Annotated in this window: 26 protein-coding genes and 4 tRNA genes; 13 read left to right on the plus strand and 17 right to left on the minus strand. The window is 48.7% G+C overall.

Going from position 1 to position 24,088, the window contains the following annotated elements:
* Positions 1-10: 10 nt before the first annotated feature.
* The 7 genes from Q7P67_RS09620 to Q7P67_RS09650 all read right to left on the minus strand — a co-directional run bounded on the left by Q7P67_RS09620 (position 11) and on the right by Q7P67_RS09650 (position 5,523).
* Complete coding sequence (locus tag Q7P67_RS09620; protein WP_303851753.1) at positions 11-403, minus strand: rod-binding protein; 393 nt, start codon at positions 401-403, stop codon at positions 11-13.
* Positions 403-1,515 (minus strand): flagellar basal body P-ring protein FlgI, encoded by a 1,113-nt coding sequence (locus tag Q7P67_RS09625; RefSeq protein WP_303851754.1) that lies wholly within the window; start codon positions 1,513-1,515, stop codon positions 403-405. The genes Q7P67_RS09620 and Q7P67_RS09625 overlap by 1 nt, the downstream gene beginning before the upstream one ends.
* 10 nt (positions 1,516-1,525) lie before the next feature.
* Positions 1,526-2,245: a flagellar basal body L-ring protein FlgH gene (locus tag Q7P67_RS09630; protein ID WP_303851755.1), complete on the minus strand. Its 720-nt coding sequence runs from the start codon at positions 2,243-2,245 to the stop codon at positions 1,526-1,528.
* A 93-nt stretch (positions 2,246-2,338) separates the two neighbouring features.
* Positions 2,339-3,187 (minus strand): flagellar basal body P-ring formation chaperone FlgA, encoded by an 849-nt coding sequence (flgA, locus tag Q7P67_RS09635; protein ID WP_303851756.1) that lies wholly within the window; start codon positions 3,185-3,187, stop codon positions 2,339-2,341.
* Positions 3,188-3,199: 12 nt separating this feature from the next.
* Positions 3,200-3,988 carry a flagellar basal-body rod protein FlgG gene (gene flgG, locus Q7P67_RS09640; protein ID WP_303851757.1) on the minus strand — a complete coding sequence of 263 codons (789 nt, stop codon included), beginning with the start codon at positions 3,986-3,988 and terminating at the stop codon, positions 3,200-3,202.
* Between the two features lie 11 nt (positions 3,989-3,999).
* On the minus strand, positions 4,000-4,767 hold the full coding sequence (locus Q7P67_RS09645; protein ID WP_303851758.1) for a flagellar hook-basal body protein: 768 nt from the start codon (positions 4,765-4,767) through the stop codon (positions 4,000-4,002).
* A gap of 3 nt (positions 4,768-4,770) precedes the next feature.
* A complete protein-coding gene (locus tag Q7P67_RS09650) occupies positions 4,771-5,523 on the minus strand; it encodes a hypothetical protein (RefSeq protein ID WP_303851759.1) in 753 nt (250 codons plus the stop codon).
* 256 nt (positions 5,524-5,779) lie between these two features.
* Between Q7P67_RS09650 and Q7P67_RS09655 the strand changes: the two genes are divergently transcribed.
* A complete protein-coding gene (locus Q7P67_RS09655; protein ID WP_303851760.1) occupies positions 5,780-6,199 on the plus strand; it encodes a Fur family transcriptional regulator in 420 nt (139 codons plus the stop codon).
* The gene (locus tag Q7P67_RS09660) at positions 6,187-7,065 is read left to right on the plus strand and encodes a metal ABC transporter solute-binding protein, Zn/Mn family (protein ID WP_303851761.1); all 879 of its coding nucleotides are present in this window, start codon (positions 6,187-6,189) and stop codon (positions 7,063-7,065) included. Before Q7P67_RS09655 ends, Q7P67_RS09660 begins: the two co-directional genes overlap by 13 nt.
* 277 nt (positions 7,066-7,342) lie before the next feature.
* Here Q7P67_RS09660 and Q7P67_RS09665 read toward each other — a convergent pair whose 3' ends face one another.
* The gene (locus Q7P67_RS09665) at positions 7,343-8,281 is read right to left on the minus strand and encodes a radical SAM protein (protein WP_303851762.1); all 939 of its coding nucleotides are present in this window, start codon (positions 8,279-8,281) and stop codon (positions 7,343-7,345) included.
* A 119-nt stretch (positions 8,282-8,400) separates the two neighbouring features.
* Between Q7P67_RS09665 and Q7P67_RS09670 the strand changes: the two genes are divergently transcribed.
* The gene (locus tag Q7P67_RS09670) at positions 8,401-9,513 is read left to right on the plus strand and encodes a hydrogenase small subunit (protein WP_303851763.1); all 1,113 of its coding nucleotides are present in this window, start codon (positions 8,401-8,403) and stop codon (positions 9,511-9,513) included.
* A complete protein-coding gene (locus tag Q7P67_RS09675; protein ID WP_303851764.1) occupies positions 9,513-11,213 on the plus strand; it encodes a nickel-dependent hydrogenase large subunit in 1,701 nt (566 codons plus the stop codon). The genes Q7P67_RS09670 and Q7P67_RS09675 overlap by 1 nt, the downstream gene beginning before the upstream one ends.
* 33 nt (positions 11,214-11,246) lie before the next feature.
* Here the strand turns inward: Q7P67_RS09675 and Q7P67_RS09680 are convergent, their stop codons facing one another.
* Together Q7P67_RS09680 and Q7P67_RS09685 are read right to left on the minus strand one after the other, a co-directional pair.
* On the minus strand, positions 11,247-11,621 hold the full coding sequence (locus Q7P67_RS09680; protein ID WP_369696019.1) for a DUF779 domain-containing protein: 375 nt from the start codon (positions 11,619-11,621) through the stop codon (positions 11,247-11,249).
* A gap of 13 nt (positions 11,622-11,634) precedes the next feature.
* Positions 11,635-13,161 carry an aldehyde dehydrogenase family protein gene (locus tag Q7P67_RS09685; RefSeq protein WP_369696020.1) on the minus strand — a complete coding sequence of 509 codons (1,527 nt, stop codon included), beginning with the start codon at positions 13,159-13,161 and terminating at the stop codon, positions 11,635-11,637.
* A 303-nt stretch (positions 13,162-13,464) separates the two neighbouring features.
* Here Q7P67_RS09685 and Q7P67_RS09690 point away from each other — a divergent pair, with 303 nt between their 5' ends.
* From Q7P67_RS09690 to Q7P67_RS09720, 7 genes are all read left to right on the plus strand, one after another.
* Positions 13,465-14,616: an alanine--glyoxylate aminotransferase family protein gene (locus tag Q7P67_RS09690; RefSeq protein ID WP_303851767.1), complete on the plus strand. Its 1,152-nt coding sequence runs from the start codon at positions 13,465-13,467 to the stop codon at positions 14,614-14,616.
* Complete coding sequence (locus Q7P67_RS09695; RefSeq protein ID WP_303851768.1) at positions 14,617-15,741, plus strand: ATP phosphoribosyltransferase regulatory subunit; 1,125 nt, start codon at positions 14,617-14,619, stop codon at positions 15,739-15,741.
* A gap of 9 nt (positions 15,742-15,750) precedes the next feature.
* Positions 15,751-17,037, plus strand: coding sequence for an adenylosuccinate synthase (locus Q7P67_RS09700; RefSeq protein WP_303851769.1), 1,287 nt, complete (start codon positions 15,751-15,753; stop codon positions 17,035-17,037).
* A gap of 94 nt (positions 17,038-17,131) precedes the next feature.
* Positions 17,132-17,204, plus strand: a tRNA-Lys gene (locus Q7P67_RS09705).
* A gap of 9 nt (positions 17,205-17,213) precedes the next feature.
* Positions 17,214-17,288, plus strand: a tRNA-Glu gene (locus Q7P67_RS09710).
* Between the two features lie 126 nt (positions 17,289-17,414).
* Positions 17,415-17,487, plus strand: a tRNA-Val gene (locus tag Q7P67_RS09715).
* Between the two features lie 11 nt (positions 17,488-17,498).
* Positions 17,499-17,572 (plus strand) — tRNA-Asp (locus Q7P67_RS09720).
* A 56-nt stretch (positions 17,573-17,628) separates the two neighbouring features.
* Here Q7P67_RS09720 and Q7P67_RS09725 read toward each other — a convergent pair.
* Positions 17,629-18,024 (minus strand): type II toxin-antitoxin system death-on-curing family toxin, encoded by a 396-nt coding sequence (locus Q7P67_RS09725; protein WP_303851770.1) that lies wholly within the window; start codon positions 18,022-18,024, stop codon positions 17,629-17,631.
* Positions 18,021-18,248, minus strand: coding sequence for a hypothetical protein (locus tag Q7P67_RS09730; protein ID WP_303851771.1), 228 nt, complete (start codon positions 18,246-18,248; stop codon positions 18,021-18,023). The genes Q7P67_RS09725 and Q7P67_RS09730 overlap by 4 nt, the downstream gene beginning before the upstream one ends.
* Positions 18,249-18,360: 112 nt before the next feature.
* Between Q7P67_RS09730 and Q7P67_RS09735 the strand changes: the two genes are divergently transcribed.
* Together Q7P67_RS09735 and Q7P67_RS09740 are read left to right on the plus strand one after the other, a co-directional pair.
* Positions 18,361-18,726 carry a diacylglycerol kinase gene (locus Q7P67_RS09735; protein ID WP_295224428.1) on the plus strand — a complete coding sequence of 122 codons (366 nt, stop codon included), beginning with the start codon at positions 18,361-18,363 and terminating at the stop codon, positions 18,724-18,726.
* Positions 18,719-19,024, plus strand: coding sequence for a hypothetical protein (locus tag Q7P67_RS09740; RefSeq protein ID WP_303851772.1), 306 nt, complete (start codon positions 18,719-18,721; stop codon positions 19,022-19,024). The genes Q7P67_RS09735 and Q7P67_RS09740 overlap by 8 nt, the downstream gene beginning before the upstream one ends.
* Positions 19,025-19,082: 58 nt before the next feature.
* Here the strand turns inward: Q7P67_RS09740 and Q7P67_RS09745 are convergent, their stop codons facing one another.
* The 5 genes from Q7P67_RS09745 to Q7P67_RS09765 all read right to left on the minus strand — a co-directional run bounded on the left by Q7P67_RS09745 (position 19,083) and on the right by Q7P67_RS09765 (position 24,077).
* A complete protein-coding gene (locus Q7P67_RS09745) occupies positions 19,083-19,733 on the minus strand; it encodes a Crp/Fnr family transcriptional regulator (RefSeq protein ID WP_303851773.1) in 651 nt (216 codons plus the stop codon).
* A gap of 19 nt (positions 19,734-19,752) precedes the next feature.
* Positions 19,753-20,553 carry a 4Fe-4S binding protein gene (locus Q7P67_RS09750; RefSeq protein ID WP_303851774.1) on the minus strand — a complete coding sequence of 267 codons (801 nt, stop codon included), beginning with the start codon at positions 20,551-20,553 and terminating at the stop codon, positions 19,753-19,755.
* A gap of 4 nt (positions 20,554-20,557) precedes the next feature.
* Positions 20,558-21,313, minus strand: coding sequence for a 4Fe-4S dicluster domain-containing protein (locus Q7P67_RS09755; RefSeq protein WP_303851775.1), 756 nt, complete (start codon positions 21,311-21,313; stop codon positions 20,558-20,560).
* The gene (locus Q7P67_RS09760; RefSeq protein WP_303851776.1) at positions 21,310-21,621 is read right to left on the minus strand and encodes a chaperone NapD; all 312 of its coding nucleotides are present in this window, start codon (positions 21,619-21,621) and stop codon (positions 21,310-21,312) included. The genes Q7P67_RS09755 and Q7P67_RS09760 overlap by 4 nt, the downstream gene beginning before the upstream one ends.
* 68 nt (positions 21,622-21,689) lie before the next feature.
* Positions 21,690-24,077, minus strand: a complete 2,388-nt coding sequence (locus tag Q7P67_RS09765; RefSeq protein WP_369696021.1) for a molybdopterin oxidoreductase family protein — start codon at positions 24,075-24,077, stop codon at positions 21,690-21,692.
* Between the last annotated feature and the right edge of the window lie 11 nt (positions 24,078-24,088).

Raw genomic sequence — 24,088 nt, forward strand, 5'->3', positions numbered from 1 at the left:
ATAGCGTCAGTTACCTGACTGACATTTCAGAAGCAACATCCGTGCCACTTAATTTCTGCCTTAATTTGACTATATCGTCCCCTGCAGAGGCTGTTTTTTCCTGTGCGGGGAAATTATTTCCTTTCGAGTTGTCCGCATACTGGCTCATGGAATCGTAAAGCATCTTCGCAAGGCCCATGCCGCCGTTTTTAACCGACTCCTGAGCAACCTCGGAATCAAGCATGGAGGTGAAAATCTCCTCTCCTCTGCTCTTTTCGATAAGCCCGCCCTCAACATCTGACTTGCGCATAGTCTCGAACATCTTTGAAACGAAAAGCGCCTCGAAGTCCTCACAGGCTTTTTTCAGCTTTTCACTCTTATCCTTCGCATAGTTTACGGAGCTGTCTACCAAATCGATATTCATTACATCACCTGAAGTTCGCCGTGGAGCGCGCCGGCGGATTTGATCGCCTGAAGTATGGATATCAGGTCTCTGGGGGTCACTCCTATGGAGTTGAGCGCCTTTACAAGGTCGCTTATGGCAACGCCTTCGGGAACCACCATCAGCTTGGCGTTCTCCTCTGTAACGGTTATCTGTTGCTGCTGCTGTCCCTGCTGGTTGTTATTGTTGTTCTGACCGCCCTGATCGCCTATGAAGTTCTGATCCCTGTTCACCTCAACAGTGGAGTTGATGTTTATGGTCAGATTGCCGTGGGATACGGCGACGGTGTTTATGCGGACGTCCGCACCCATAACTATAGTGCCCGTACGCTCGTCAACAACAACCTTGGCAAGGTTGGAAGGTTCTATCTCCGCGGACAGAATATTATCCATGAACACATAAAAGTTATCCATCTGCGCGCGGGGAACCACTATCTCAAGAGTGGAAGGCGACGTTATCTTCGTCACGTTTGAGCCGACTTTACGGTTTATGGCATCCTTCGCCTTTACCATGTCGGAAATGCTTCCGTTCTTAAAGTTCAGCGTTATGTTGGATTCGTCCATGGTGAAAGGTATCTCACGCTCGACAATGGCGCCGTTGGGTATCATACCCACTGTGGGGTGGTTCTTTATCGTGCCCGCTCCGGCGGACGCAACGTTCATACCGCCCACGGAAACCGGACCCTGCGCAACTGCGTATACCTGTCCGTTTGCAGCCGACAGAGGGGTCATAAGAAGTGTGCCGCCCTCAAGGCTCTTCGCGTCGCCGACGGAAGAAACGATAACATCCATCTTAGCGCCGCCCTTTGAAAATGGCATCAGCTTGGCAGTCACCATCACCGCGGCAACGTTCTTGACCTTTACCGAGTTCTTATCTACGGTTATTCCCATTCTTTCCATCATGTTCACCAGCGACTGAACGGTAAATTCCGTACCGCTCTTGTCTCCTGTGCCGTTGAGACCCACCACAAGACCGTAGCCTATAAGCTGGTTGTCCCTGATACCCTCAATGTTTGATATATCCCTTATCTTAACCAGAGCGAAAGCGCTCTGGGCGAATACCGCGATTATAAGTGTTAAAAGAACTGTCCTCATCCTGTCCCCCTTAGAAAGGCATTACCCAGCTCAGAAGCGTCATGAGCCAGCCGGGTTTGTTCGCGTCGGAGAGCATACCTGCACCGCTGTAAGCTATTTTTGCATCGGCAATGGCGGTGGAAAATACCGTGTTATCCGCTGCTATGTCTTTCTGGCGGACTATGCCGCTCAGAGTTATCGTCTGTTTCTCATTGTCAACGATTATCTCTCTGTGCCCTTCTATAACAAGGTTGCCGGAGGGGAGAACCTCTGTCACCCTTGCGGCTATGGTACCTGTCACCTGATCCGTTTTGGATTTTGAACCGCTGCCGTTAAAAGTGTTGGATGAATTAAGGCTGTTGTCGAGGTTAAGCGGGTTGCCCGTGCCCAGAAGGTTTGAAACACCGAGGTTTGTCGGCAGCCCCATCAGATTGGTGAGTGTTGAAGAGGTCGCCTGAGTTTTTGCTGTTGCCGTGGAGTTGGAGTTTGTGGCGGACGTACTCTCTATGATGTTGACAGTGATTATGTCGCCTATGTGTCTGCCCTTATAATCCAGAAACAGACTGCTCTGAGAAGCCGTATCTGTCCAGAGGGAAGCGGTGGGTTTTTTGGATTCCTGCATCTTTTTATAGTCTTCAAGCTCTTTGCGATAGCTGTTTGAAAGTGCATCGTTCTCAAATGTGGGCTTCTTCGCGCATCCTGTTGTGATGAACGCGGTCAGAACCAGCATAAAAAGAATGTTTTTCATCATTGTCATACTCCGCAGCTTATTTTCACTAAGGAGTAATAACAAAATCCGTGCCAGATTATGAATGGATTATGGAGAGGGGTTGACAGTCAAGTGTTATCTTGAGTTTACAATGACTTTCCGTCCTTCGGCATACATCCCGCGGATAATTTTGCCGCTGGCTATGTTTTCCACGCGGACGTTTTTTCCCTCGTATGCGTCTTCGGTCAGTCTGCCCTGTGCGGCTATCTCAAGGTTGTCCGATCTGTATATGATAGTGACGTTGGAATCTTTCAAAGCGTCCGGCTGTTTCTCAACAATGTTGTCGGTTATCACTCTGCCCGCCGGAATGTTTATGGACGCCATGAACCCGTTCAGCTTCATGACGGGTTCTCCGTGAACTTTAGACATATCCATTTTATAGATCGTTGTTTTTGATGCGACGCTGTCTCCCTTTTTTATCAACGAAGACGCGATGTACACGTCTTTATAGGCTCTAAGCAGGACACTGTAGCTGTATTTTCTGGTGCCGTTGTCAACGCCCACTGAGACGTTGCCGAACCTGTTCACGGGAATATCAATTTTGTACTGCATATTGTCCGCCGTGTAGAAGGGTCTGGACATCCGCACGTCCTCAACCTCAACGTTGATATCCGGATACATCACGGCAAGCTGATTTTTAATGTCTTCTTTGAATCGTTCAGGGGTTATCTCTGTTCCGCGCCGTCTGAAAGTCGCCTCGCCCGGCACTGCACCGGCAATCTTATACTTATTGATAATATAGGCTGCCATCTGTCTGTTGATGACCTTTTCCTGCCCGTAGTCCAGCCCGCAGGCGACGTTATCGTTTATGGGCAGATCGGGAAAAATATCCCTCAGCGTTATACATTCGGAATCGATAAGTATTTCGTTTGCCTGCGCTCCGGCAAATACAAAAAAGGCTATAAACAGAATAATCAATCTCATTCTTACACTATATTACCTTTTGAGGCTGTTTACAACCTGAAGCATATCGTCTGCTGTCTGAATCGCCTTGGAATTTATCTCATATGCCCTCTGGGCGGTTATCATATTTACCATATCCTCAACAACGCTTACGTTCGACATTTCCAGAACGCCCTGCGCTATGGTACCGAAGTTCTCCTCGCCCGGTGTTCCTGCAACCGGTTCACCGCTTGCGCCCGTGGGGACGTAGAAATTTTTTCCTATGGATTTCAGACCCGCAGGGTTGATGAACCGCACAAGCTCTATCTGTCCGACCTCCTGCGCCTCGTCCTGATCGGGTGTGACAACACTGATGGTTCCGTCCTCACCGAAAGCTATCGAAGTGGTGTTGTCCGGAATTGTCACTGCGGGATCAAGGAGATATCCGTTCTCGTTGGTCAGGTTGCCGTTCACGTCTATTTTGAGTGAACCCGCCCTTGTATATCCTATATCGCCGTTGGGAAGCTGGAACTGGAAATATCCGTCCCCCTCGATGGCGATGTCAAGGTCAACGTCGGTGTTCTGGAAACTGCCCTGAGAGTGGACCTTCTCAATGGCGGAAACCTTCGTACCAAGACCCACCTGAATACCTGTGGGGTGTGTCAAACCTGCCGCAGAGATTGCACCTGCCGGCTTAATTTCCTGATATATAAGATCCTGAAAGAACGCTCTGGATTTTTTGAACCCGATGTTGTTAACGTTCGCAAGGTTGTTTGATATGGTATCAATGTTTGTCTGCTGTGCCGTCATGCCGGAGGCGGCTGTCCAAAGTGCTCTGAACATTTATCTGCTCCTTAGCTCATAGAGCCGACAGAATTAACTGCTTTGTTATTGAGTTCGTCTATGGTTGTAACGACCTTCTGATATGTTTCGAAAGTTCTGTTCGCTTCTATCATCCGCACCATCTCGGAGACCGGATTCACGTTGCTGCCTTCCAGAAACCCCTGCTCAATGCCTGGATTTTCTGATTCCTCCGGCAGCATGTCCACAGCGGCAAACAGGTTGCTTCCCACCTTTTCCAGCTTGTCCATATCCTCAAACTCCGCAGTTGCTATGCGCATTGTCGGCACGCCGTTCACCAGAACGTCGCCGTTCTCAGCAATCACAAGGGTCTGCGCGTTCTGAGGTATCTGAATGTTCTGGGGCACCGTCAGGTTTGAAAGCACCTTGTACCCCTCCTGCGTGGTCAGCTCACCCTCGGAATCAACAGTGAAATCCCCGTTCCGCGTAAAACGGATACCGAAAGGAGTATCAATGGCAAAATATGCGTTTGGGTTGGTCAGGGCAAAGTCGAGACTGCGCCCCGTTTCCTGCATATTTCCCATGGCAAAATCCGTCTTTATGCCGTCCAGTCTGGATGTGGCGTTAATGGTTTTGTTATATGTACTGTTTCTAATCACGTCGTCCGGGTACTTGCCCGCATTTGCGAGGTACTGCGAAAATACCGCCGTATCAGATTTGTAACCTTTGGTGCTTGCGTTTGCGAGGTTGTTGGATATAACGTCCATCCTCCTCTGCTGTACCAGCAGACCTCCGGTTGCAGTGTACATTCCGTTCAGCATTTTTCAGCCCTCCCTGTTCATTCCGACTTTGGCAAGTGCCTTGTCTGTCGCCGCCTGAAGTTTTGTTCTGTCGCCGTGCGCTTCGGGCAGGCTGTTCGCCATTATATATGCAAGCCCTTTCATAGTAAGTGTCCTGACCGGCATGGCTTTCTTTTCAGCGTAATACCAGAAATTCTTATCCGATTTACTCTCCATCCGCAGACTCGCTGCATAGACGGGTGTGTCATCCTTGTTCATTATGGAAAAATTTACCTGAGACGAGTTCGTTCCATAGTTTCTGTCAAACGATTCCTTGGCGTTGAAAACAACTATATATTCCGCCTGTGCTATTCTATCCACCGGAATACCGTATTCGCCAGCCGCCATAAAATTGCGTATCTGGGTATGCAGCGTCTCGTTAAACTCATATGTTCCGTCGGAATGGATTATCCGCGGCGGTACCACATATATGAACCTGCCGTGATCCAGCTTCTTCGTAACGATATGGGCGTAATCTTCCGCCTTTTCCTTCGTCTTGTCATACAGGAGCGACGAAACGTTCGTATTGGTCTCAAGAACAACAGCGAAAAGCAGCAAACCCGAACTTGGTCGCATAAGCTCCGTTACAGGCTCTATTATGAAACTGTCAATCCTGCTGGTTACGTTTTTGCCGACCGACGTGACGGGGTTGTTCTCTATAACATCAACCGCCTTATTCTTCACTGAACATCCGGCGAAGACCATCACAGCAAGAAGGATGGGAAATAATTTCTTCATTTTTCGCTCCTGAAATATGTAGAAGCAATGGAGATGCCAGATTTGATTGTGCGCAATTTTATCCATCCATGGAAAAATTGCGTAACATTACGGTCGGCGAAGCCTCCCTTCATTCACGCAAGCGGGTTTCTTCCGTGAAACCTGATACATTCTCAGAAACAGCATCAATTCGTCTTCGCGAGGAGTAAAGCGACGAAGCGATCTATTCTTCTTTTTTTGCACTTGCAAATCATTTGCAAAAATGTATCATTAGCTCATGGAAAAATGTAAAGCAGATAACCTGCTAAAAATAACAAATACCGTAAAAACCGAGGCGAGAGAAACAATCCTCCATGCTGTGCTGGACAGCGCAAAGCCAATGTCTGCAAATGAATTGCATCTCATGGTCAAAGACAGAGGGATAGACCTTGCCACCGTTTACCGTGCAATGAAGCTCTTCACAGAAAAAGGGCTTGTGCGCCCAGTCCATGCAGACAGCGGGCTCACGTTCTATGAAAAATCCTGCGAACACAACCCGCCCCACGCGCATTTCATATGCGAAAACTGCGGCGGGATAGAGTGTCTCAAACCGTACGGATTCGACGAGTCCGCGTTCTTTATAAAGCTCGGACAGCAAAAAGACGTTACATCCGTTGAACTTATACTTAAAGGAAGGTGCAGCTCATGCGCAAGTTAGTATTGTTTATGTGTGCCGTACTCATCGCGGCTCCGGCGTTCGCCAAAATGAAGGTGTTCGTCACCATCGCTCCCCAGAAATATTTCGTTGAACAGATAGCAAAGGACAAGGCGGACGTTTTCGTTCTCGTTCCCGCAGGTTCAAGCCCCCATTCATACGAACCGAAACCGAAACAGATGACAGAGCTTGCTCAGTCATCAATCTATTTTTCCATAAGCGACCCGTCCGAACAGGCATGGCTTAAAAAGATTGCAGGCGTGAACAAAAACCTCAAAATAGTCGCCACCGACAAAGGTATTAAAAAACGTCAGATGGCTGAACACCATCACCACGATGAAGATGAGGGCGAAGAGGAGCACGGACACGAACATCACGACCATGAAGGCATGGCAGACCCGCACATATGGCTTGACCCCGTACTTGTTATGGCGCAGGCAAAAAATATTGCCGCAGCTCTTTCACAGGCAGACCCTATGAATAAGAATTTTTACACAGCAAACCTTAACGGGTTCACAAACAACCTGAAAGTGCTGGATCAGCAGATAGCAAGGATCACTCAGGCTTCAAAGAATAAAAAATTCATGGTGTTCCACCCCTCATGGGGATATTTCGCAGACAGATATAAGCTGACTCAGGTTTCTGTTGAAATAGACGGAAAGTCGCCGAAACCCGCGGAACTGGCAAAACTTATCGACACAGCGAAGCACGAAAAACTGAAAACCATCTTCGCACAGCCTCAGTTCTCTAAAAAAGAGGTTGAGACAATCGCCAAGGAAACAGGGGCAAAGGTTGTCATGATTGACCCGCTTTCTGCCGACTGGGAAAATAACATGCTCAACGTGGCAAAAGCCATCGCCGGACAATAATATAACGGGGCGCATCTGCGCCCCTCTGAATAATGACAAAGAAAAAACTGGATTGCTTCGCTTTATTCGACAAATAGTTTAAAGTGGACTCATTTCAGCAAGCTCGGTACAGAAACATTTGCAAAAATAGGCAAATGTTTTCAGCCTTCGGCTAGTGCTCGCAATGACGAAAAGAAAAATCTGTCTCTGCGAGGGCTTCAGCCCAAAGCAGTCTAATGGTTTTGTACGAATCTGTAGTTTGGCAACAACCTGAGCCCGGTCGCAAAACCCGCCTTTTTTATTTCATAAAATAGAAGTTCACGCCGTCCATATCCCTTATTTCTAGTTTTTCTGAGGGTATTTCAGACAGAACAGTTTCAACATCTTCTTTCGGCACGCCGAAAACCATGGAAATGTCAGAAACACTGCAAGGACGCATACTGATAAGCCTTTCAAGCTCCGCGCGTGTCATGCTGCCGCCGGAAAAATCCTTTATATAGTTGCTGACGGGTTCAACCTTAATACCGCGGGCGGAAAGAAACAGCGCCGCCTCCAAAAGGAAAGAACCGCTAACCGTCTTCGCGGAAGAAAACGCAGGCGGGCGGTGAACAGTATTCAACTGAACCTTTTCATATCTGCACCTTTTTATTATGTCCGCTATCTTTCCGAGTTCATCAAAGTTGTCGTTTATCCCCTCGCAAAGCAGAATCTCTATGAGCAGCCTGCCCTGATATTCCTGAGAAAACGTAACAACCGCCTCGTTTATATCCTCTATATTAAGTGACGGATGAGGGATGCACACCTTTTTGAATGTCTCCTGCGTTGCCGCGTCGATGCTGGGCACAACAACGTCCGCCTCCATAAGCTCTTCTCTCACCTTCGGGTCGGTGAAAAGGGTGCTGTTTGTCAGCACGCCCACAGGAACTTTGCTGATTTTCTTTATCTCCCTGATAATATATCCTAAATCTGAACACAGGGTCGGTTCGCCGGAACCTGTAACGGTTACGATATCAAGCCCATGCTCAACGGATGAATAACATTGGCTGAATTCATTTATAATCTCATCAGGGTCATTAAAACGCTGTCTCGAAACTGCACAAAGAGTTGTTCTGCCCACTTCACAGTATATACAGTTAAGGGAACAAACTTTCGAGGGTACTATATCAATACCGAGTGAACGCCCCAAACGCCTTGACGGCACAGGTCCGAATAAAAATCTGTATCCTTTAGTTTTCATATACATATTTTCCACCACGTTTTAGACAAAAGTTTAAATTTATTGTAATACTACTGTGCAAAAACACAATAATGAGTTTATAATGTATTTATATAGAAAACCGTTTCAGGAGGTCTGTGATGAGTCTTAGAGAAGTCCTGCGATCCTGCGGTGTCAGCAGAAGAGAGTTTCTGCAATACTGCACGGCTGTCAGCGCCACACTCGCGCTGCCGCAGACATTCGCTCCGCAGATTGCCGAGGCTCTGGAAAACGAAGATGGTCGTCCGTCCGTTATATGGATGGAGTTTCAGAGCTGCTCAGGTGATTCAGAAGCGATTCTGCGTTCGGGTCGTCCGAAAATTGGAGAAATCGTTCTTGACGTTCTGTCAGTTGACTACATGGAAGTCATTATGGCGGCATCAGGGCACCTTGCCGAAGAAGCAAAAGAACAGGCAATGGAAAAGAATATGGGCAAATACCTGCTCGTCATAGAGGGCGCTATACCCGTTAATGACGACGGCGTATACTGCTGCGTGGCGGGCGACACCGCCATCAACCACCTTAAAAAAGCTGCCGCAGGCGCCGCAGCGGTGATAGCAGTGGGCAACTGCGCATCTTTCGGCGGCATACCCGCCGGACACCCGAACCCCACGGGTGCCAAAGGCGTTCAGGATATTGTCAGCGGCAAACCCGTTGTCAACCTTCCCGGCTGTCCCTGCAACGCGGATAACATAACGGCACTTGTTGTACACTACCTCGTTTTCGGAGATCTGCCCGCTGTGGACAGACACCTCCGCCCGAAATTCGCATACGGGAAAAGAATCCACGATAACTGCGAACGCAGAGGTCACTTCGATGCCGGACAATATGTTGACGCATGGGGCGACGATGCGCATAAAAAAGGCTGGTGCCTTTACAAAATGGGCTGCAAAGGGCCCGAAACATTCCACAACTGCCCCACAATCCGTTTCAACGACGGTCTAAGCTGGCCTGTAATGGCAGGTCACGGCTGCGTCGGCTGTGCGGAACCGGGCTTTATGGATACAATGGCTCCGTTCTATGGACGCCTGCCCAATATTCCGGGCTTCGGAGTCGAATCTCAGGCAACGAAAATCGGCGTTAAACTCGCCGGAGCCGTCGCCGCCGTATTCGCGGTTCACGGCATACTGAACATGATACGCAACAAAGGCATGGTCAAGAAGGTCGAAGCGGAACACCTTGACCATGACAAAACGGAAGAAGGGGGCAAATAATGTCTGACAGGATAGTTGTAGACCCTATCACCAGGATAGAGGGTCACCTGCGCATTGAGGCAAAGGTTGAAAACGGCGTCATAACAAACGCATTTTCAAGCGGCACAATGTTCAGAGGCATTGAAAAAATCCTTCAGGGCAGAGACCCCAGAGATGCGTGGTACATCACACAGAGATTCTGCGGTGTCTGCACCACGGTACACGCCATCGCATCCATCCGCGCCGTTGAAAACGCACTGGATATCCATGTGCCATACAACGCGGAGCTGATGCGCAATATAATAATGGGTTCCCAGTGCGTTCAGGACCACGTTATCCACTTTTATCACCTGCACGCTCTGGACTGGGTTGACATAACCTCAGCTCTTCAGGCTGATCCGGCGAAAACAGCACAGCTTCAGCAGTCTGTTTCCGACTGGAAATACAGCAGTGAAGACTATTTCAAATCCGTTAAAGATAAGCTCACTGCATTTGTGAACACCGGTAAACTCGGTCCCTTCGCAAACGCATACTGGGGACACAGCGCATACAAACTGCCGCCGGAAGCAAACCTGATGGCTGCGGCGCACTACCTGCAAGCCCTGGAGATACAGAAAGAGATAATCAAGATACACGCGGTTCTCGGCTCGAAAAACCCCCACCCCCAAACTTTCCTTGTGGGCGGAATGGCGCTCCCCATCGACCCCAACAGCCAGAACGCACTGAATGCAGACCGCATAGCTATGATAAAGGAATACAACAACATCGCCAAAGAGTTCGTTGAAAAAGTGTATATTCCCGACGTGCTTGCTGTCGCACCCTTCTATCTGGACTGGGCAGGAATAGGCGCAGGACATAAAAACTATATGTCATACGGCGAATATCCCGAAACAAACAAGGGATACCCGAACGACATGTGGATACCATCCGGCATAATCATGGGCGGCGACCTCTCTAATATAATGGAGGTTGACCAATCTAAGATAGCTGAAGACACAGCCCACTCATGGTATGTGGACAAGGACGCGAAACACCCCTATGAGGGAGCAACGGAAAAACGCTACACAGGACCCAAACCGCCTTATCAGTTCCTTGAAGTGGAAAAAGACTATTCGTATGTCAAATCGCCCCGCTATAACGGCGTACCTATGGAAGTAGGACCGCTGGCAAGGGTGCTTGTTGCATACGCAAAGGGGCACAAAGAGATAAAGCCCGTTGTGGATTCCGTTCTGGCAAAACTCGGCGCCGGACCCGAAGCGCTGTTCTCAACTCTGGGACGCACCGCTGCAAGAGCAATCGAAACTCTTGTTATAGTCAACCGTGTTGACAAATGGATCAACGATCTGACAGAGAACGTCCGCGCAGGAGACTACACAACCCACGCAGGCGAAAAATGGGAACCCGTAACATGGCCTAAAACAGCACAGGGCTACGGGTGGCACGAAGCGCCAAGAGGCGCTCTTGGTCACTGGATAGTCATTGAGGACGGCAAGATAAAGAACTATCAGGCTGTCGTGCCATCGACATGGAACGCAGGTCCCATGGACAAAGGTGACATCCACGGTCCTTATGAGCAGTCCCTCATCGGAACACCCATAGCCGACCCCAACAAGCCGCTGGAAATACTCAGAACCATCCACTCGTTCGACCCGTGTCTCGCGTGCGCGGTACACCTTACGGACGAAAAGGGGATTGAGATAACTAAAGTACAGGTACTTTGACAGTTACAGAACTTAATATTAAGAAGGCAGACCCTAGGGTCTGCCTTCGCTTTTATCAGGTTGCAGCACGCATACGCGCGACCTTGTTATAAAATGACTGTCTTCTCCTGCGGGCAGTGAAAACCCTTCCGGATAACCTTCACCGACATCAAGTATAAGCTGGGTATGCTTCCACACTTCATACTGACGAAAATCAATATAAAACGGGCACCCTCCTACTTCACCGAGAAGAACGTCATTATCGCTTATGATGAACTCGTCTTTTCCGAAACACATCGGCAGGCTGCCGTCGCAGCAGCCGCCGGACTGATAGAACATAATTGATTCATGCTCTTCCAGAAGTTTCTTTATCGCCTCAAGAGCCGCAGGTGTGGCGACAACCGCAGGTTCACCTGTTGACGTTTTCATCATGCCACCTCTTTTAAAAGAATCCCAGCGGATCGGGGCTGTAGCTCACCAGAAGGTTTTTCGTCTGGGTATAATGCTCAAGCATCATACGGTGGTTCTCCCTTCCGACACCGGATATCTTATATCCGCCGAAAGCCGCCCCAGCGGGATACATGTGATAACAGTTTGTCCAGACACGTCCGGCTTTTATGGCACGTCCCATCCGATATGCAAGGCTGCCGTTCCTCGTCCATACGCCTGCGCCGAGACCGTACAGCGTATCGTTGGCTATACTGAGCGCTTCCGCTTCGTCTTTAAACGTTGTCACGGCAAGCACGGGACCGAATATCTCCTCCTGAAATACGCGCATTTTGTTATTTCCTTTCAGGACGGTGGGCTTGAAGTAATATCCTTCTGCAAATTCGCCGCCCATAACAGCGCGTTCACCGCCGATGAGACACTGCGCACCCTCCTGTTTACCGATATCCACATAGCCGCTTATCTTTTCTATCTGCTGTTTTGAGACCTGCGGTCCTATCATCGTGGACGTATCGAGTGGGTTGCCCTGAACAATTTTTTCTATACGTTTCAGAGCGCGTTCCATGAATTTTTCATAGATGGATTCCTGAACGAGCGCACGGGAGGGACATGTACAGACCTCGCCTTTGTTGAAGGCGTACAGAACCAGACCTTCGATGGCTTTGTCGAGAAACGCATCGTCGGCAGCCATAACGTCTTCAAAGAAGATGTTGGGGGACTTGCCGCCAAGCTCTGTTGTGGATGGAATTATATTCTGTGCGGCATACTGCATTATCAGTCTGCCTGTGGTGGTTTCTCCGGTGAAGCCTATCTTCGCTATTCGCGGGCTTGTGGCGAGCGCTTTTCCAATCTCTCCGCCGGGACCTGTGATAACGTTGATGACGCCTTTCGGAACGACTCCGGCGATTACCTCCATCAGCTTCAGTATCGACCAGGGGGTCGGCGAAGCGGGTTTCAGCACGGTACAGTTGCCTGCAGCAAGGGCTGGCGCTATCTTCCATGCTGCCATGAGCAGAGGAAAGTTAAAGGGAATTATCTGCCCGACAACCCCCAGCGGCTCGTGGAAGTGATATGCAACGGTATCTTTATCTATTTCTGTTATCGTCCCTTCAAGGGATCTTGCGGCTCCGGCGAAATAGCGGAAATGATCCACAGCCAGCGGTATATCCGCCGCCAGTGTTTCGCGCACGGGTTTTCCGTTTTCCCAGCTTTCTGCCACAGCCAGCATTTCAAGGTTCGCCTCAATTGCGTCGGCAATTTTGTTAAGAACCGCGGCACGCTCTGTAAGAGATGCCGAACCCCATGCGTCTTTAGCTTTGTGCGCCGCATCCAGAGCCAGTTCGACGTCATCTGCCGTGGATTTTGCGACTTCGCAAAAGGGTTTTCCGGTCACAGGTGTGATATTGGGCATATACTGTCCCTTGACGGGAGCAACCCATTCTCCGCCGATAAAGTTATCGTAACGGGCTTTCAATGATACAATACTTCCCGCCTTTCCGGGTGCCTCGTAAATTTTTCCCATAGCTACCTCCATAGCTTTTTCACAGGGTTTTGACATAGGCAGCGCCTCTATGGAAACCTCAGAAGTGTATCCGGAGTGAATTAGTCCGGATGCAATCATTACTAACATTAATAATAGGTCTGCACCCCTTGACAGTCAAGACTGCATAACCCGCTCAACCTCAAACCGGAGAAAAAAAGACTGTTTTAATGCCTGAGTTGTTAACCTCTGTGTTTAATTTATTTTCTGCCCTTCCTTTCATTGACTATATGGAAGCGCTGTAGTATCGTGAAAAGTAATTTTCTCTAAAATGAAGGTGCTTATATGCTGAAAAAATACCTCATGGCTCCCGGACCGACACCCGTTCCGGAAAAAGTGCTTCTGGAAATGGCAAAGCCCATGATCCACCACAGAACAGACGAATTTTCAAAAACCTTTGCACAGTCCGCAGAAGGGCTTAAAAAGGTATTCAATACAAAGAAAGAGGTGCTGATGCTCGCCGGAAGCGGTACGGCAGGCATGGAAGCCGCCATCATCAATACCCTGAACCCAGGCGACAAGGTTCTGGTTATCGATGCGGGCAAGTTCGGTCAGCGCTGGAAAAACATATCCAAAACTTTCGGAATGGACGTTCACGTCATAGAACTCGAATGGGGCACATCTGTTGACCCAGCAATGGTTGAGAGCTTCCTCATCGCAAACCCCGACACAAAAGCTGTTATGCTTCAGGGCAGCGAAACCTCCACAACCGCATATCATCCCGTTAAAGAAATCGGAAAGATAATCTCAACCAAAGAGGACACCCTTTTCATAGTTGACGGCATCACCTCCATCGGCGTCCACGAAACACTCATGGACGAATGGGGCATCGATATAGCTGTTACAGGCTCACAGAAAGCATTTATGCTGCCCCCCGGTCTCGCCTTCATAGCACTCAGCGACAAGGCATGGAAATTCTGCGAAAAGGCAACCATCCCCAGATATTACCTCGACCTCAAGCGCGAGCTTAAATCTCAGCGCGAGGCGACAACTGCATACACTCCCACTGTAACAATCATCAACGGACTCAAAGTTGTCCTTGATATGATGGAGGAAGAGGGGCTGACAAACGTTTACAAACGCCACCAGATAAACGGGGACGCGACCCGTGCCGCTGTTCAGGCGATGGGCTTTAAACTTCTGCCCACGGGAACACCTTCAAACGCAGCGACAGGTTTTTACCTGCCTGACGGTTTCGAGGGAGGTAAATTCGTCAAGTTCATGCGTGAAAAGGTCGGCATAACCTACGCAGGCGGACAGGATCACCTTAAAGGCAGGATAATCCGCATATCTCACCTCGGATATCATGACGCGTTCGATACCATCACCGCCATCAGCGGTCTGGAGATGGGTCTGGCGAAATTCGGCGTGAAATTCGACATGGGTTCCGGCGTTAAAGCCGCGCAGGAAATACTGAAAAACTACATCGGTGAATAAATGGTACGCAATATGATGCCGAACTCCGCGGGAAACATAGCCCCAGGCAGATCGGTCAAAATGAACCGCATCGAAAAAACTATAAAGGACGTTGTGAAGTCATACGGGTATATGGATATTTTCCTGCCCATCTACGAGTATTACGACATGCTCAAAGACACTATGCACAACTTCCGTGACGAAAACATAATCCGTTTCATAGACCGTAACACAGGCAAATCCCTTGTGCTGCGTCCGGATTTCACACCGCAGGTGGCAAGATATTTTGCCAACTACATGAGCGATTTTCCCCTGCCTATCCGTCTTTCATACAACGGAAGGGTGTTCCGCAACGTTGATCTGGACAAGGGCGTTAAGTCCGAAAAGTTGCAGGTTGGTGCGGAACTGTTCGGCAACAGCAGACTGGAGGCCGATACTGAGATGCTCCTTATGGCGAAGCGCGTTTTCGCAAAACTGGACATCGACGGATGCAAATATGTCTTCGGTCACAGCAGTTTCACACGCCGCGCGCTGGAGCTGGCGGGCGACTGCAAAGATGAATATCACAAACACCTTGCAGCAAAGAACATAACTGCGATAGCGGAAATGTTTAAAGGCGACAACGATCCTGAAAAGTTTCTGAGGCATCTGCCAAAGGCTTTCGGCGGCATAGACACCGTTCGGGAACTGGCAGAGAAATGCCGATTTGACAGTGAGCTGGCGGAGAGCGTGGATTACATCGTCACCCTTTTCAAAAGGCTGATAGCGCTCGGTCTCGACCCTAAAGCGCTGGTTTTCGACGCTTCCGAATCCGCAGGGCTTGACTATTACACCGGAATCACACTGAGCGTTCTCCACGCGAAAATAGGCGAAAGCCTCGCTGTCGGCGGACGTTATGACAATCTTACTGAAAACTTCGGCAGAAAAGCCTGTGCCTGCGGCATGGTGTTCTATGTCGAGGAGATATACAGCGTTGACGAATCCGACATCAGCCTTAAAGAGATAGACTGGCTTGTCGTCGGCAGCGAAAACCTTTGCAAATGCGAGGAACTGAGAGATAAGGGCTTTTCCGTCTTCTACGCGGAGGATGAAAAGGCAAAAGCTGAACTTGAGAGCAGTTACAATTTCTTAAATACACTTTCGTGAGGTAGCAAAATGAGCTGTACAGTAGTTCTTGGCGCCCAGTGGGGCGACGAAGGAAAAGGAAAGGTCGTAGACCTCAGCACAGTTGACGCAGACGTGGTTGTCCGCTATTCCGGCGGTCACAACGCAGGTCACACCGTTGTTGTCGGCGATACGAAATACATACTCCACCTTATTCCCTCCGGTATCATCCACAGAGGAAAAATCAACATCATAGGAAACGGCGTGGTCATCGCTCCCGACGCGCTCATCGAAGAGATGGAAATACTGAAAAAACAGGGCGTTGTTTTCGATGAAAACTTCTACATCAGCAAACGTGCACACGTTATCATGCCCTATCACAAGACAATAGACGTCCTCAGAGAAGAAATGAAGGGCAAAAAGAAGATCGGCACAACAGGAAGAGGTATCGGTCCCACATATGCCGATAAATCCGCCAGAACAGGTATCCGTATATGCGACCTTTACGATGACGAAGTCTTCCGTGAAAAACTGGAACAGAACGTCCGCGAAGTGAACTTCCTTATGGAACACCTCTTCAAACAGGACAAAATTGACGCTGAAAGAATCTTCAAACAATATAAAGAATACGCAGAGTACATCAAACCCTATGTCGCTGAAACGTCAGAAATGATTACAGATCTTTACGACGCCGGCAAAAAGATAATGATGGAAGGCGCACAGGGAACAATGCTGGATCTTGACTTCGGCACATACCCCTATGTCACATCCAGCAGCGCATCCGCAGGCGGCGCATGTACCGGTTCCGGTCTATCACCCCGCAAGATAGACAACGTTCTCGGCGTCGTTAAGGCATATTCCACACGCGTGGGCAGCGGACCCTTCCCCACCGAGCTTCTCGGTCAGGACGGCGAAGATCTGCGTCAGGCGGGGCATGAATTCGGCGCAACAACCGGCAGACCCAGAAGATGCGGCTGGCTCGACCTCGTATCCCTTAAATTCTCCGTTTCAATAAACGGCATAAACCTTATTGCCCTTACAAAGCTGGACGTGCTTTCAGGACTGGACAAGATCAAAGTTTGTACCGCTTATGAGTACGACGGCAAGGTTCTCGACAAATTCCCCGCAGAACTTAAATATCTGGACGAGTGCGTACCTGTTTATACAGAGTTCGACGGATGGAAAGAGGATCTTACAACTGTCAAAAGCTATGATGAACTGCCCGCAAACGCTAAAAAATATGTGCAGTATATCAGTGACTTCCTGAAAGTTCCCTATGCTCTGGTGAGCCTCGGAACCGACAGGGAACAGACAATAAAATTAAATGAACTTTTTTGATAAAAAGTAGTTGACATAGATTTATCACTTTGGTATAACCTACCTCTCGCGTGGGTGACCGAAAGGCGCCGGGCGGGAAAAACTAAAGTGATACGAGCCATTAGCTCAGTCGGTAGAGCAATTGCCTTTTAAGCAATGGGTCGTTGGTTCAAGTCCAACATGGCTCACTTTAATATGTCTCCATCGTCTAGCCCGGCCTAGGACATCGGCCTTTCACGCCGACGACAGGGGTTCGAATCCCCTTGGAGACGTTTTTAAAAATAGATGCCAAGGCTTCAGGATGAAGCCCGCGGAGCGTAAGCGGAACGAAGGCTTTTGCCTGAGAGCAGCGGCATCAAAAATTTTCCATTGACGGAAAATTTTTGCAAAGTATAATCGGGTGGTTAGCTCAGCTGGGAGAGCATCGGCCTTACAAGCCGAGGGTCGCAGGTTCGATCCCTGCACTACCCATTTTTTTAACAGGGGGCGTAGTTCAGTTGGTTAGAACGCTGGCCTGTCACGTCAGAGGTCGAGGGTTCGAGTCCCTTCGTCCCCGTCCTGTTAAAAAACCGAAAAGCCTGTCTTTAAGACAGGCTTTTTTGTTTGTATCTATTAATCTTTAATCTCTGTCCATTTTCTGAAGAAATCCGCGACGTCAGGTTTTCCCAGACTGCCTTCTGCAACCGAAAGTGCAACACGATACAGTTCATCATCGCCGGAGTTTACGACATACCCGTTAATATCTAAAAACACCATCGCAGATATTAATCCGGTACGTTTATTCCCATCAACAAACGGGTGATTTTTAGTGATGTGGTACAGATACGCTGCTGCCATTTCAAAAACATCAGCATGAAGGTATTCATCTCCAAAAACAGCAACAGGCATTGCACACGCGGAATCAAGTAAATTCGCATCTCTCAATGAGCTGTCACCACCGAATTTCATAATCTGTAACGAATGAAGTTTAATGACAATTTCAGGAGTCAGAAAGGATACATCCTTCATTCGGCAAGCCTTCTGAACACGTCACTATATTTTTCTGTAATCCTTTCGGCTGCATCCAGAATTTCTTTCTCTCTTTCATCACCCGTAACCGGAGTCAAAATGAGGGCTTTCCCATCTGTAGTAATTTTAAACTGTGTCTTGGCATCTGCTCCTAAAAGTTCAAGAACCGGCTTTTCTATAACCAGAGCAAGGCTGTTGCCGTGTTTTGTGAGATTTTTTATCATAAATCACCGTATATACAATGTTATAACCGAAATATAATTCCTCGCTTATTTATTGTCAATCTTCTGACCACAATTTTATTTTCACTTTTAAAATCTATGCTACAATAACGTCATGCTGAACAAACAGAAATTTCATCTTTTCAAAAACTGGGGATATGCCCTGCAAGGTCTGAAAGAGGTTTTCCTCAACGAAAGCTCTTTCAAACTTGAGGTCTATGTTTTCATTGCCCTTCTGATAGGCATAATAGCCGCTCCTATCCCCGTTCTTCACAAAGGTATACTCAGCACCTCCATGCTCATTCCCCTCGCCGCAGAGCTGGCAAACAGCGCCATAGAACGCACGGTGGATCTTGTCACCATGAGATATGACGAAAAAGCCAAGCGGGCGAAAGATGCCGGAAGTGCGCTGGTCTTCATGAGCTTCATAATCACCGGACTTATCTGGTTCTGGACAATTTTTTCACTCTTTTTTGACTAAAATCAATTTCATCCGCAACAAACCGCCTATACTTACAAAAAACATCAGGGAGGAAACCATGCACGAAGGATGCAGTGGTTCTTTTGAATCAGGAAAACAGGTGGTGGACAAACTGCGGATGATGGGCTTTTCGGAAGGCATGATGCCCCTGCCGCTTCATATATCATGCGATAACTGCGGACAGGAATTTGAAATGTACACATTCGAAGCCAAATGTGAATGCGGGATGGTATACGGTGTAACACCCTGCCACGCTTTCAGCGCCGAACACGTTCAGGCGGCGGGTGTAGAGTATTAAGAATTAAATACAGACTGCTTCGTCATTTCATTCCCGGCAGAGACGGGGCAGTCTGATTTTATTCCAGATTCTTCAAAACTTTAATTTCCCTGCCCTGCACCTCGATATACCCCTCTTCCTGCAACTTTTTAAGTATACGGGAAAAGGTTTCCGCGGTCGTACCCAGCAGAAGCGCAAGTTCCCCTTTAGGGACAGGTAGTTTAATCACTGCGGATTCTTTCTTTTTCTGGGATTTCAGCCAGTTCACAAGCCTTGCCCGCACGTCGTTAACGGTAAGACTCTCTATCAGGTTCACAAAATATTTGATACGCTTTGAAAGCGCGCCTATGAGCCGCATGGATACTTTCGGATCTTTCGAGATAACCTCTTCCAGCCTGTGCGCGTCAATTTCCAGAAGTTCGCACTCCTCCAGCGTCATAGACGTTACGGGATATTTCAGTCCGAGCTGTAAAAGTATCTCGGCGAAAATTTCGCCTGAACGCACGAAATGGACGACAGCCTCTCTGCCCTCGTCGTTGGTGCGGAACAGCTTTATACTGCCTTTAACAAGGAAATAGACCGTGCTGCCCTCCTGCCCCTCGACAAAGAGAATACTCTTCTTCTCCGCCGTTCTGTGGCGGCAGATGGCATCAAGCACCTTAATGAGTTCCGGATCGGCGGAGCCGAAAAACCCCGCCGCAAATTGTTTGATAGCTTCCTGTTTATTCATACCTGCATTATAGCATAAATCACTTAAATGTAAATTTCAGCGTATCTTCCTTTTTGTTGTCGGGGCAGGCGTCCACGCAGTCCCCGCAGTTGTTGCAGTGGGACGTTTCGCCCATTGTCATCGGGTTTATCATCATTGGGCAGCTTCGAACGCAGGACATGCAGTTAGAACATTCGGTGCGGACTTTGCGAACGGTCATTCCGCGTTTCGAGCGGAAAAATGACAGAAAAGTTCCCGTCGGGCAGAAAAATCTGCACCAGAAGCGGAAATAAAATAGTTCCAGCAGAAGAAGCACCGCAACGAACACCAGTTCGAAGGTTACGTAATGGAATTTTACAAGTACCATCGCCTGAGTGGAGATTATACCCGGCGCGGATATCAGGTTCAGTATGGGCACTCCGGCAATCGCCATCAGCACCAACCCCGCGAACAGGAAAATATATCTGACCTTCGACTGTTTTATGTGAATATTTTCCGCGAATTTCGGCTTATATGCCTTCATTTTCAACTTTCTTCGCAGCCACGACATAAACTCAGCGCAGAGGTAGTACGGGCAGAACCAACTGCACCACACACGCCCAAGCAGGAGCATCAGAACAATCGGGATCACCACAGAGCCGAGCATATATTCGTTCACTCGTCCGGCGGCTATCATAGACTGGAAAACCGCCAGCGGGTCTGCCATAGCCGCGTCGCCTATATCCATTGAAATGAACGTTCCTTTTATGAAATAAAGCTCGAAAACGTTCAGAACGGGTATGAAAAAAATGGCAAAGACCGTGAGTATCTGCGCAGTGCGCCTGTATCTTTTTATCTTCATGGTATTACCATTCCTGATCGTAGTTTTCTGTGTTGTACTCGAAATCGGGCTTAGCGTCCGACGAGTCTATCTTCTGCTTCTCCTCAAGGAGTTTTTCACCCCTGAGAGCGTCTTTGCTCTTTTTGCGCTCTTCACCGTGAACCTTTGACCGTCTGCCGAAATATCCGGTGTTCTTGTCAACCGGCATACCTTCAGGATAGATTGAAATGGCTTTTTCCGGCGTGGCGGGGCATTTTTCCGTGCAGATGCCGCATCCGGTGCATTTGTCCGTCACCACAGGGAGAATGAATTTCTCCATGACGATTGCCTCATCGGTGTAGGGGCAGACATTATAGCAGGTGCCGCAGAGCTGGGCTGTTCCCGTGGATGAAACGCCCGTCATCTCGTCCCTGTAATACAGGAAGTTAAGGCAGACGTTCTGGTTTATGACCGCTATCCCCATCCGCACCTGTTTGCCCTCGGTAAGTTTCGGGTTAAGCGCACCTGTGGGGCATACCTTCATACAGCGCATACACAGGTAGCAGGCTTTGTTTTCGGGATAGACGTATGGCGTTCCTATCTGGAGTTTTTCAAACAGGTCGGCTCTCTCGATGGAATCGTAGGGGCAGACCTCTATGCAGCGTGCGCACCTTATGCACAGCTCCATAAAGGTCTCCTCAGTCGCCGCGCCGGGCGGGCGAAGCCTGTTCTTTTTATAATAGTTTTTAAACGGATTACTGTTAAGAAGCCCTTCGAACAGTTCCGTAAATCTGTTTCTCATCTTTCTTCGCGCTTTCTGCTTTTAAAGAAGCCGTCCAGAGACGGAACCTTGTTCCCGGCAAGGATTTCTTCAACTTCATCCTCAAAATGGAAGATATGATGGGCTACTTCGAGAATTTCAGGAAATCCGCGCAGGTCTGCGCATATCTTCTGAAGGTGTTCCTCGTCGTCCGCTTCAATGGCTATGATTATCTGGGTTTTGTCGTCGCTTACGGCGAAAACGTCTATATTGTCGCTGAATTTCAGTATTTCTTTTGCTTTATGAAGATTTTCTGGGTTTACATACACCACGCTGCCTGAAAAAATCATGATTAATCCTCCGATTGTATAAAAAAAGCGCCCCGCCGTCACGGGGCGCAAGAGGCGTATAAACTCCCTTAGGAGTATTTGGAATTTATGTTGCTGATTATAAACTTCTCCGCTACGTTTTTAGGTCCTGAAACCTTTCTGATTTTAACGGCGGCAATCTTAAATTCGGGTTCGAATGAAACTTCGTCCACAGCATCGTTACAAACGAAATTTATCATGCGTATGAAAGCCTGATCATGCCACGGAACAAACAGAACGCCCGGCAGAGTGCCTGTAACGATGTGGGCAGGCATTACACATTTGCCGCGTTTGCTGGCTATCTCAACCATATCCCCCGCTGTGATTCCCGCTTTTTTAGCATCTTCGGGGTGAATCTCAACATACGCGTTTGAGTGCGCTCTGGCTATCTCAGGAATACGCATTGTCATGGTTCCCGTGTGCCACTGCTCAATAACGCGTCCTGTTGTAAGATAGAAGGGATAGTTTGCATCCGGCACCTCTGCGGCTCCAGCATATGGACGCATGAAGATATTCGCCTTACCCTCTTTTTTAGCATCGTTATAAAAGTTTACTTTTCTTGCGGGGTCGAAGTTATGTCCGAACTTAGCCTTGAATCCTGCGTGCTCGAACATGGGGTCTTCGCCGCGGACATATCTTCTCACTGTTCCGGGTTTATCAACTGCGGGACAGGGCCACTGGAGTCCTGCCTTCTCTTTTTTCAAACGTGAATATGGCGCTCCGGCAAAAGTGTGGTCTGTGTCTTTCGTAACGTTTCTGTAGTCGTCCCAAGCCATTTCGTTCATCTTCATAATGTCGTCGCCGTTCCAGGGGATGAGTTTCTCCATGCCCATGCGTTTGGCAAGCTGGGCGGCAATCCAGATATCAGGCTTTGCCTGACCAACAGGTTCAACAGCCTTCTCAGTGAGCTGGCTTCTGCGCTCGGAGCATCCGTAAACGCCTCCCTTCTCATATATGAACGCGGCGGGCAGAACAACGTCCGCAAGCTGGGTTGTTCTTGTGGGGAAGATATCCAGCACAACCATAAAGCTGTCCTGCATACCCTTCACATACCGGTGGAGGTTGGGGAGCGACTGTGCAGGGTTAGTTGTGCAGACCAGCACCGCTTTTATGGGTTTAGACGAATCCGCCTCGCCGCCCAGTGCATCAAACATTTTCATAGTATGGAATCCGGGCTTAGGATCTATTGTTCCCGCTTCAAGCCCCCAGCATTTTTCAACATGGGCGCGCCATGCGTCGTTGGCAACGGGTTTTGTTCCGGGGAGCAGGTGAGAAAGTGCTCCGGTTTCGCGAACGCCTCCGCAGGCATTGGGCTGACCTGTAAGTGAGAAAGAATCTGCGCCGGGTTTGCATATCTGACCTGTAATCAGGTGCAGGTTATGTATAAGGTTGTTCGCCCATGTACCCTTAACGCGCTGGTTAAGCCCCATACACCACAAAGACATGGTGGCATCGCTCTTCGCAAACCACTCAGCCGCTTTTTTAATGTTCTCCGCGGGACAGCGGGTGAGCTTTTCCACCTTTTCGAGGGTGAAATCTTTCAGAAATTCTTTATATTCGGCAATAGTTTTTTCCTCTTTGCCGTTCGTTATTCTGGTGTTCTGAGCCATGAATTTTTCATCGTACAGATTGTTGTCCAGAATGTATTTTATCATAGCGTTGAACACCGCAAGATCCGTTCCCGGATCAACGGGCAGCCAGAGGTCTGCTATCTTTGTTGTTGATGTTTTTCTGGGTTCGCAGACGATTATCTTCACATCGGGGTTGTTCAGCTTGTGGCGCATTATCCTGCGGAAAAGCACAGGGTGGCACTCGCTGGTGTTGGAACCTGTGATGAACAGACATTTTGATTTTTCAATGTCGGCATACGAACCCACAGGCTCGTCAGAACCGAAAGTCGTGATGTATCCCGCAACTGCTGAAGCCATGCAGAGGCGTGGGTTGCCCTCTACCATGTTTGTGCGGAAACCGCCTTTAAAGAGCTTATTGAAGGTGTAGGTTTCCTCAGTCAGAGCCTGACCGGAGCCGTAATATGCAACCGAGTCCTTACCGTATTTCTGACGGTAATATTTAAACCTGTCTGCAACATAGTTAAGAGCCGCGTCCCATGAAACCTCTTTGAATTTTCCGTCCTTCTGGCGGATCATAGGAGCTTTCAGCCTGTCGGGGTGATACATACATTTATAAGCAAGAAAACCTTTCACACAAAGGAATCCGAAGTTAGTTTTTGCGTCTGGATTACCTTTAATGGCAACAAGTTTTCCTTTTTTTACGCCGACGTATACACCGCAGCCGGTTCCGCAGAAACGGCAGGTTCCTTTAACCCATTTGTCAACCGCCTCCGCAGCCTCAACCTGTTTAGGCAGAGCAACGCCGACAGATGCGGCGGCAGCAGCAGCCATTGATGCTTTTATAAAATTTCTTCTGGTAATGTTCATCATATCGCAAT

This window comes from Seleniivibrio woodruffii (genome assembly GCF_029267515.1).
In the GTDB taxonomy this organism is placed as follows: Bacteria; Chrysiogenota; Deferribacteres; order Deferribacterales; family Geovibrionaceae; genus Seleniivibrio; species Seleniivibrio woodruffii_A.

Coding starts and splice junctions, on each gene's coding strand:
- Q7P67_RS09620 (WP_303851753.1), bottom strand. CDS start 403: ATGAATATCGATTTGGTAGACAGCTCCGTAAACTATGCGAAGGATAAG.
- Q7P67_RS09625 (WP_303851754.1), bottom strand. CDS start 1,515: ATGAGGACAGTTCTTTTAACACTTATAATCGCGGTATTCGCCCAGAGC.
- Q7P67_RS09630 (WP_303851755.1), bottom strand. CDS start 2,245: ATGATGAAAAACATTCTTTTTATGCTGGTTCTGACCGCGTTCATCACA.
- flgA (WP_303851756.1), bottom strand. CDS start 3,187: ATGAGATTGATTATTCTGTTTATAGCCTTTTTTGTATTTGCCGGAGCG.
- flgG (WP_303851757.1), bottom strand. CDS start 3,988: ATGTTCAGAGCACTTTGGACAGCCGCCTCCGGCATGACGGCACAGCAG.
- Q7P67_RS09645 (WP_303851758.1), bottom strand. CDS start 4,767: ATGCTGAACGGAATGTACACTGCAACCGGAGGTCTGCTGGTACAGCAG.
- Q7P67_RS09650 (WP_303851759.1), bottom strand. CDS start 5,523: ATGAAGAAATTATTTCCCATCCTTCTTGCTGTGATGGTCTTCGCCGGA.
- Q7P67_RS09655 (WP_303851760.1), top strand. CDS start 5,780: ATGGAAAAATGTAAAGCAGATAACCTGCTAAAAATAACAAATACCGTA.
- Q7P67_RS09660 (WP_303851761.1), top strand. CDS start 6,187: ATGCGCAAGTTAGTATTGTTTATGTGTGCCGTACTCATCGCGGCTCCG.
- Q7P67_RS09665 (WP_303851762.1), bottom strand. CDS start 8,281: ATGAAAACTAAAGGATACAGATTTTTATTCGGACCTGTGCCGTCAAGG.
- Q7P67_RS09670 (WP_303851763.1), top strand. CDS start 8,401: ATGAGTCTTAGAGAAGTCCTGCGATCCTGCGGTGTCAGCAGAAGAGAG.
- Q7P67_RS09675 (WP_303851764.1), top strand. CDS start 9,513: ATGTCTGACAGGATAGTTGTAGACCCTATCACCAGGATAGAGGGTCAC.
- Q7P67_RS09680 (WP_369696019.1), bottom strand. CDS start 11,621: ATGAAAACGTCAACAGGTGAACCTGCGGTTGTCGCCACACCTGCGGCT.
- Q7P67_RS09685 (WP_369696020.1), bottom strand. CDS start 13,161: ATGGGAAAAATTTACGAGGCACCCGGAAAGGCGGGAAGTATTGTATCA.
- Q7P67_RS09690 (WP_303851767.1), top strand. CDS start 13,465: ATGCTGAAAAAATACCTCATGGCTCCCGGACCGACACCCGTTCCGGAA.
- Q7P67_RS09695 (WP_303851768.1), top strand. CDS start 14,617: ATGGTACGCAATATGATGCCGAACTCCGCGGGAAACATAGCCCCAGGC.
- Q7P67_RS09700 (WP_303851769.1), top strand. CDS start 15,751: ATGAGCTGTACAGTAGTTCTTGGCGCCCAGTGGGGCGACGAAGGAAAA.
- Q7P67_RS09725 (WP_303851770.1), bottom strand. CDS start 18,024: ATGAAGGATGTATCCTTTCTGACTCCTGAAATTGTCATTAAACTTCAT.
- Q7P67_RS09730 (WP_303851771.1), bottom strand. CDS start 18,248: ATGATAAAAAATCTCACAAAACACGGCAACAGCCTTGCTCTGGTTATA.
- Q7P67_RS09735 (WP_295224428.1), top strand. CDS start 18,361: ATGCTGAACAAACAGAAATTTCATCTTTTCAAAAACTGGGGATATGCC.
- Q7P67_RS09745 (WP_303851773.1), bottom strand. CDS start 19,733: ATGAATAAACAGGAAGCTATCAAACAATTTGCGGCGGGGTTTTTCGGC.
- Q7P67_RS09750 (WP_303851774.1), bottom strand. CDS start 20,553: ATGAAGATAAAAAGATACAGGCGCACTGCGCAGATACTCACGGTCTTT.
- Q7P67_RS09755 (WP_303851775.1), bottom strand. CDS start 21,313: ATGAGAAACAGATTTACGGAACTGTTCGAAGGGCTTCTTAACAGTAAT.
- Q7P67_RS09760 (WP_303851776.1), bottom strand. CDS start 21,621: ATGATTTTTTCAGGCAGCGTGGTGTATGTAAACCCAGAAAATCTTCAT.
- Q7P67_RS09765 (WP_369696021.1), bottom strand. CDS start 24,077: ATGAACATTACCAGAAGAAATTTTATAAAAGCATCAATGGCTGCTGCT.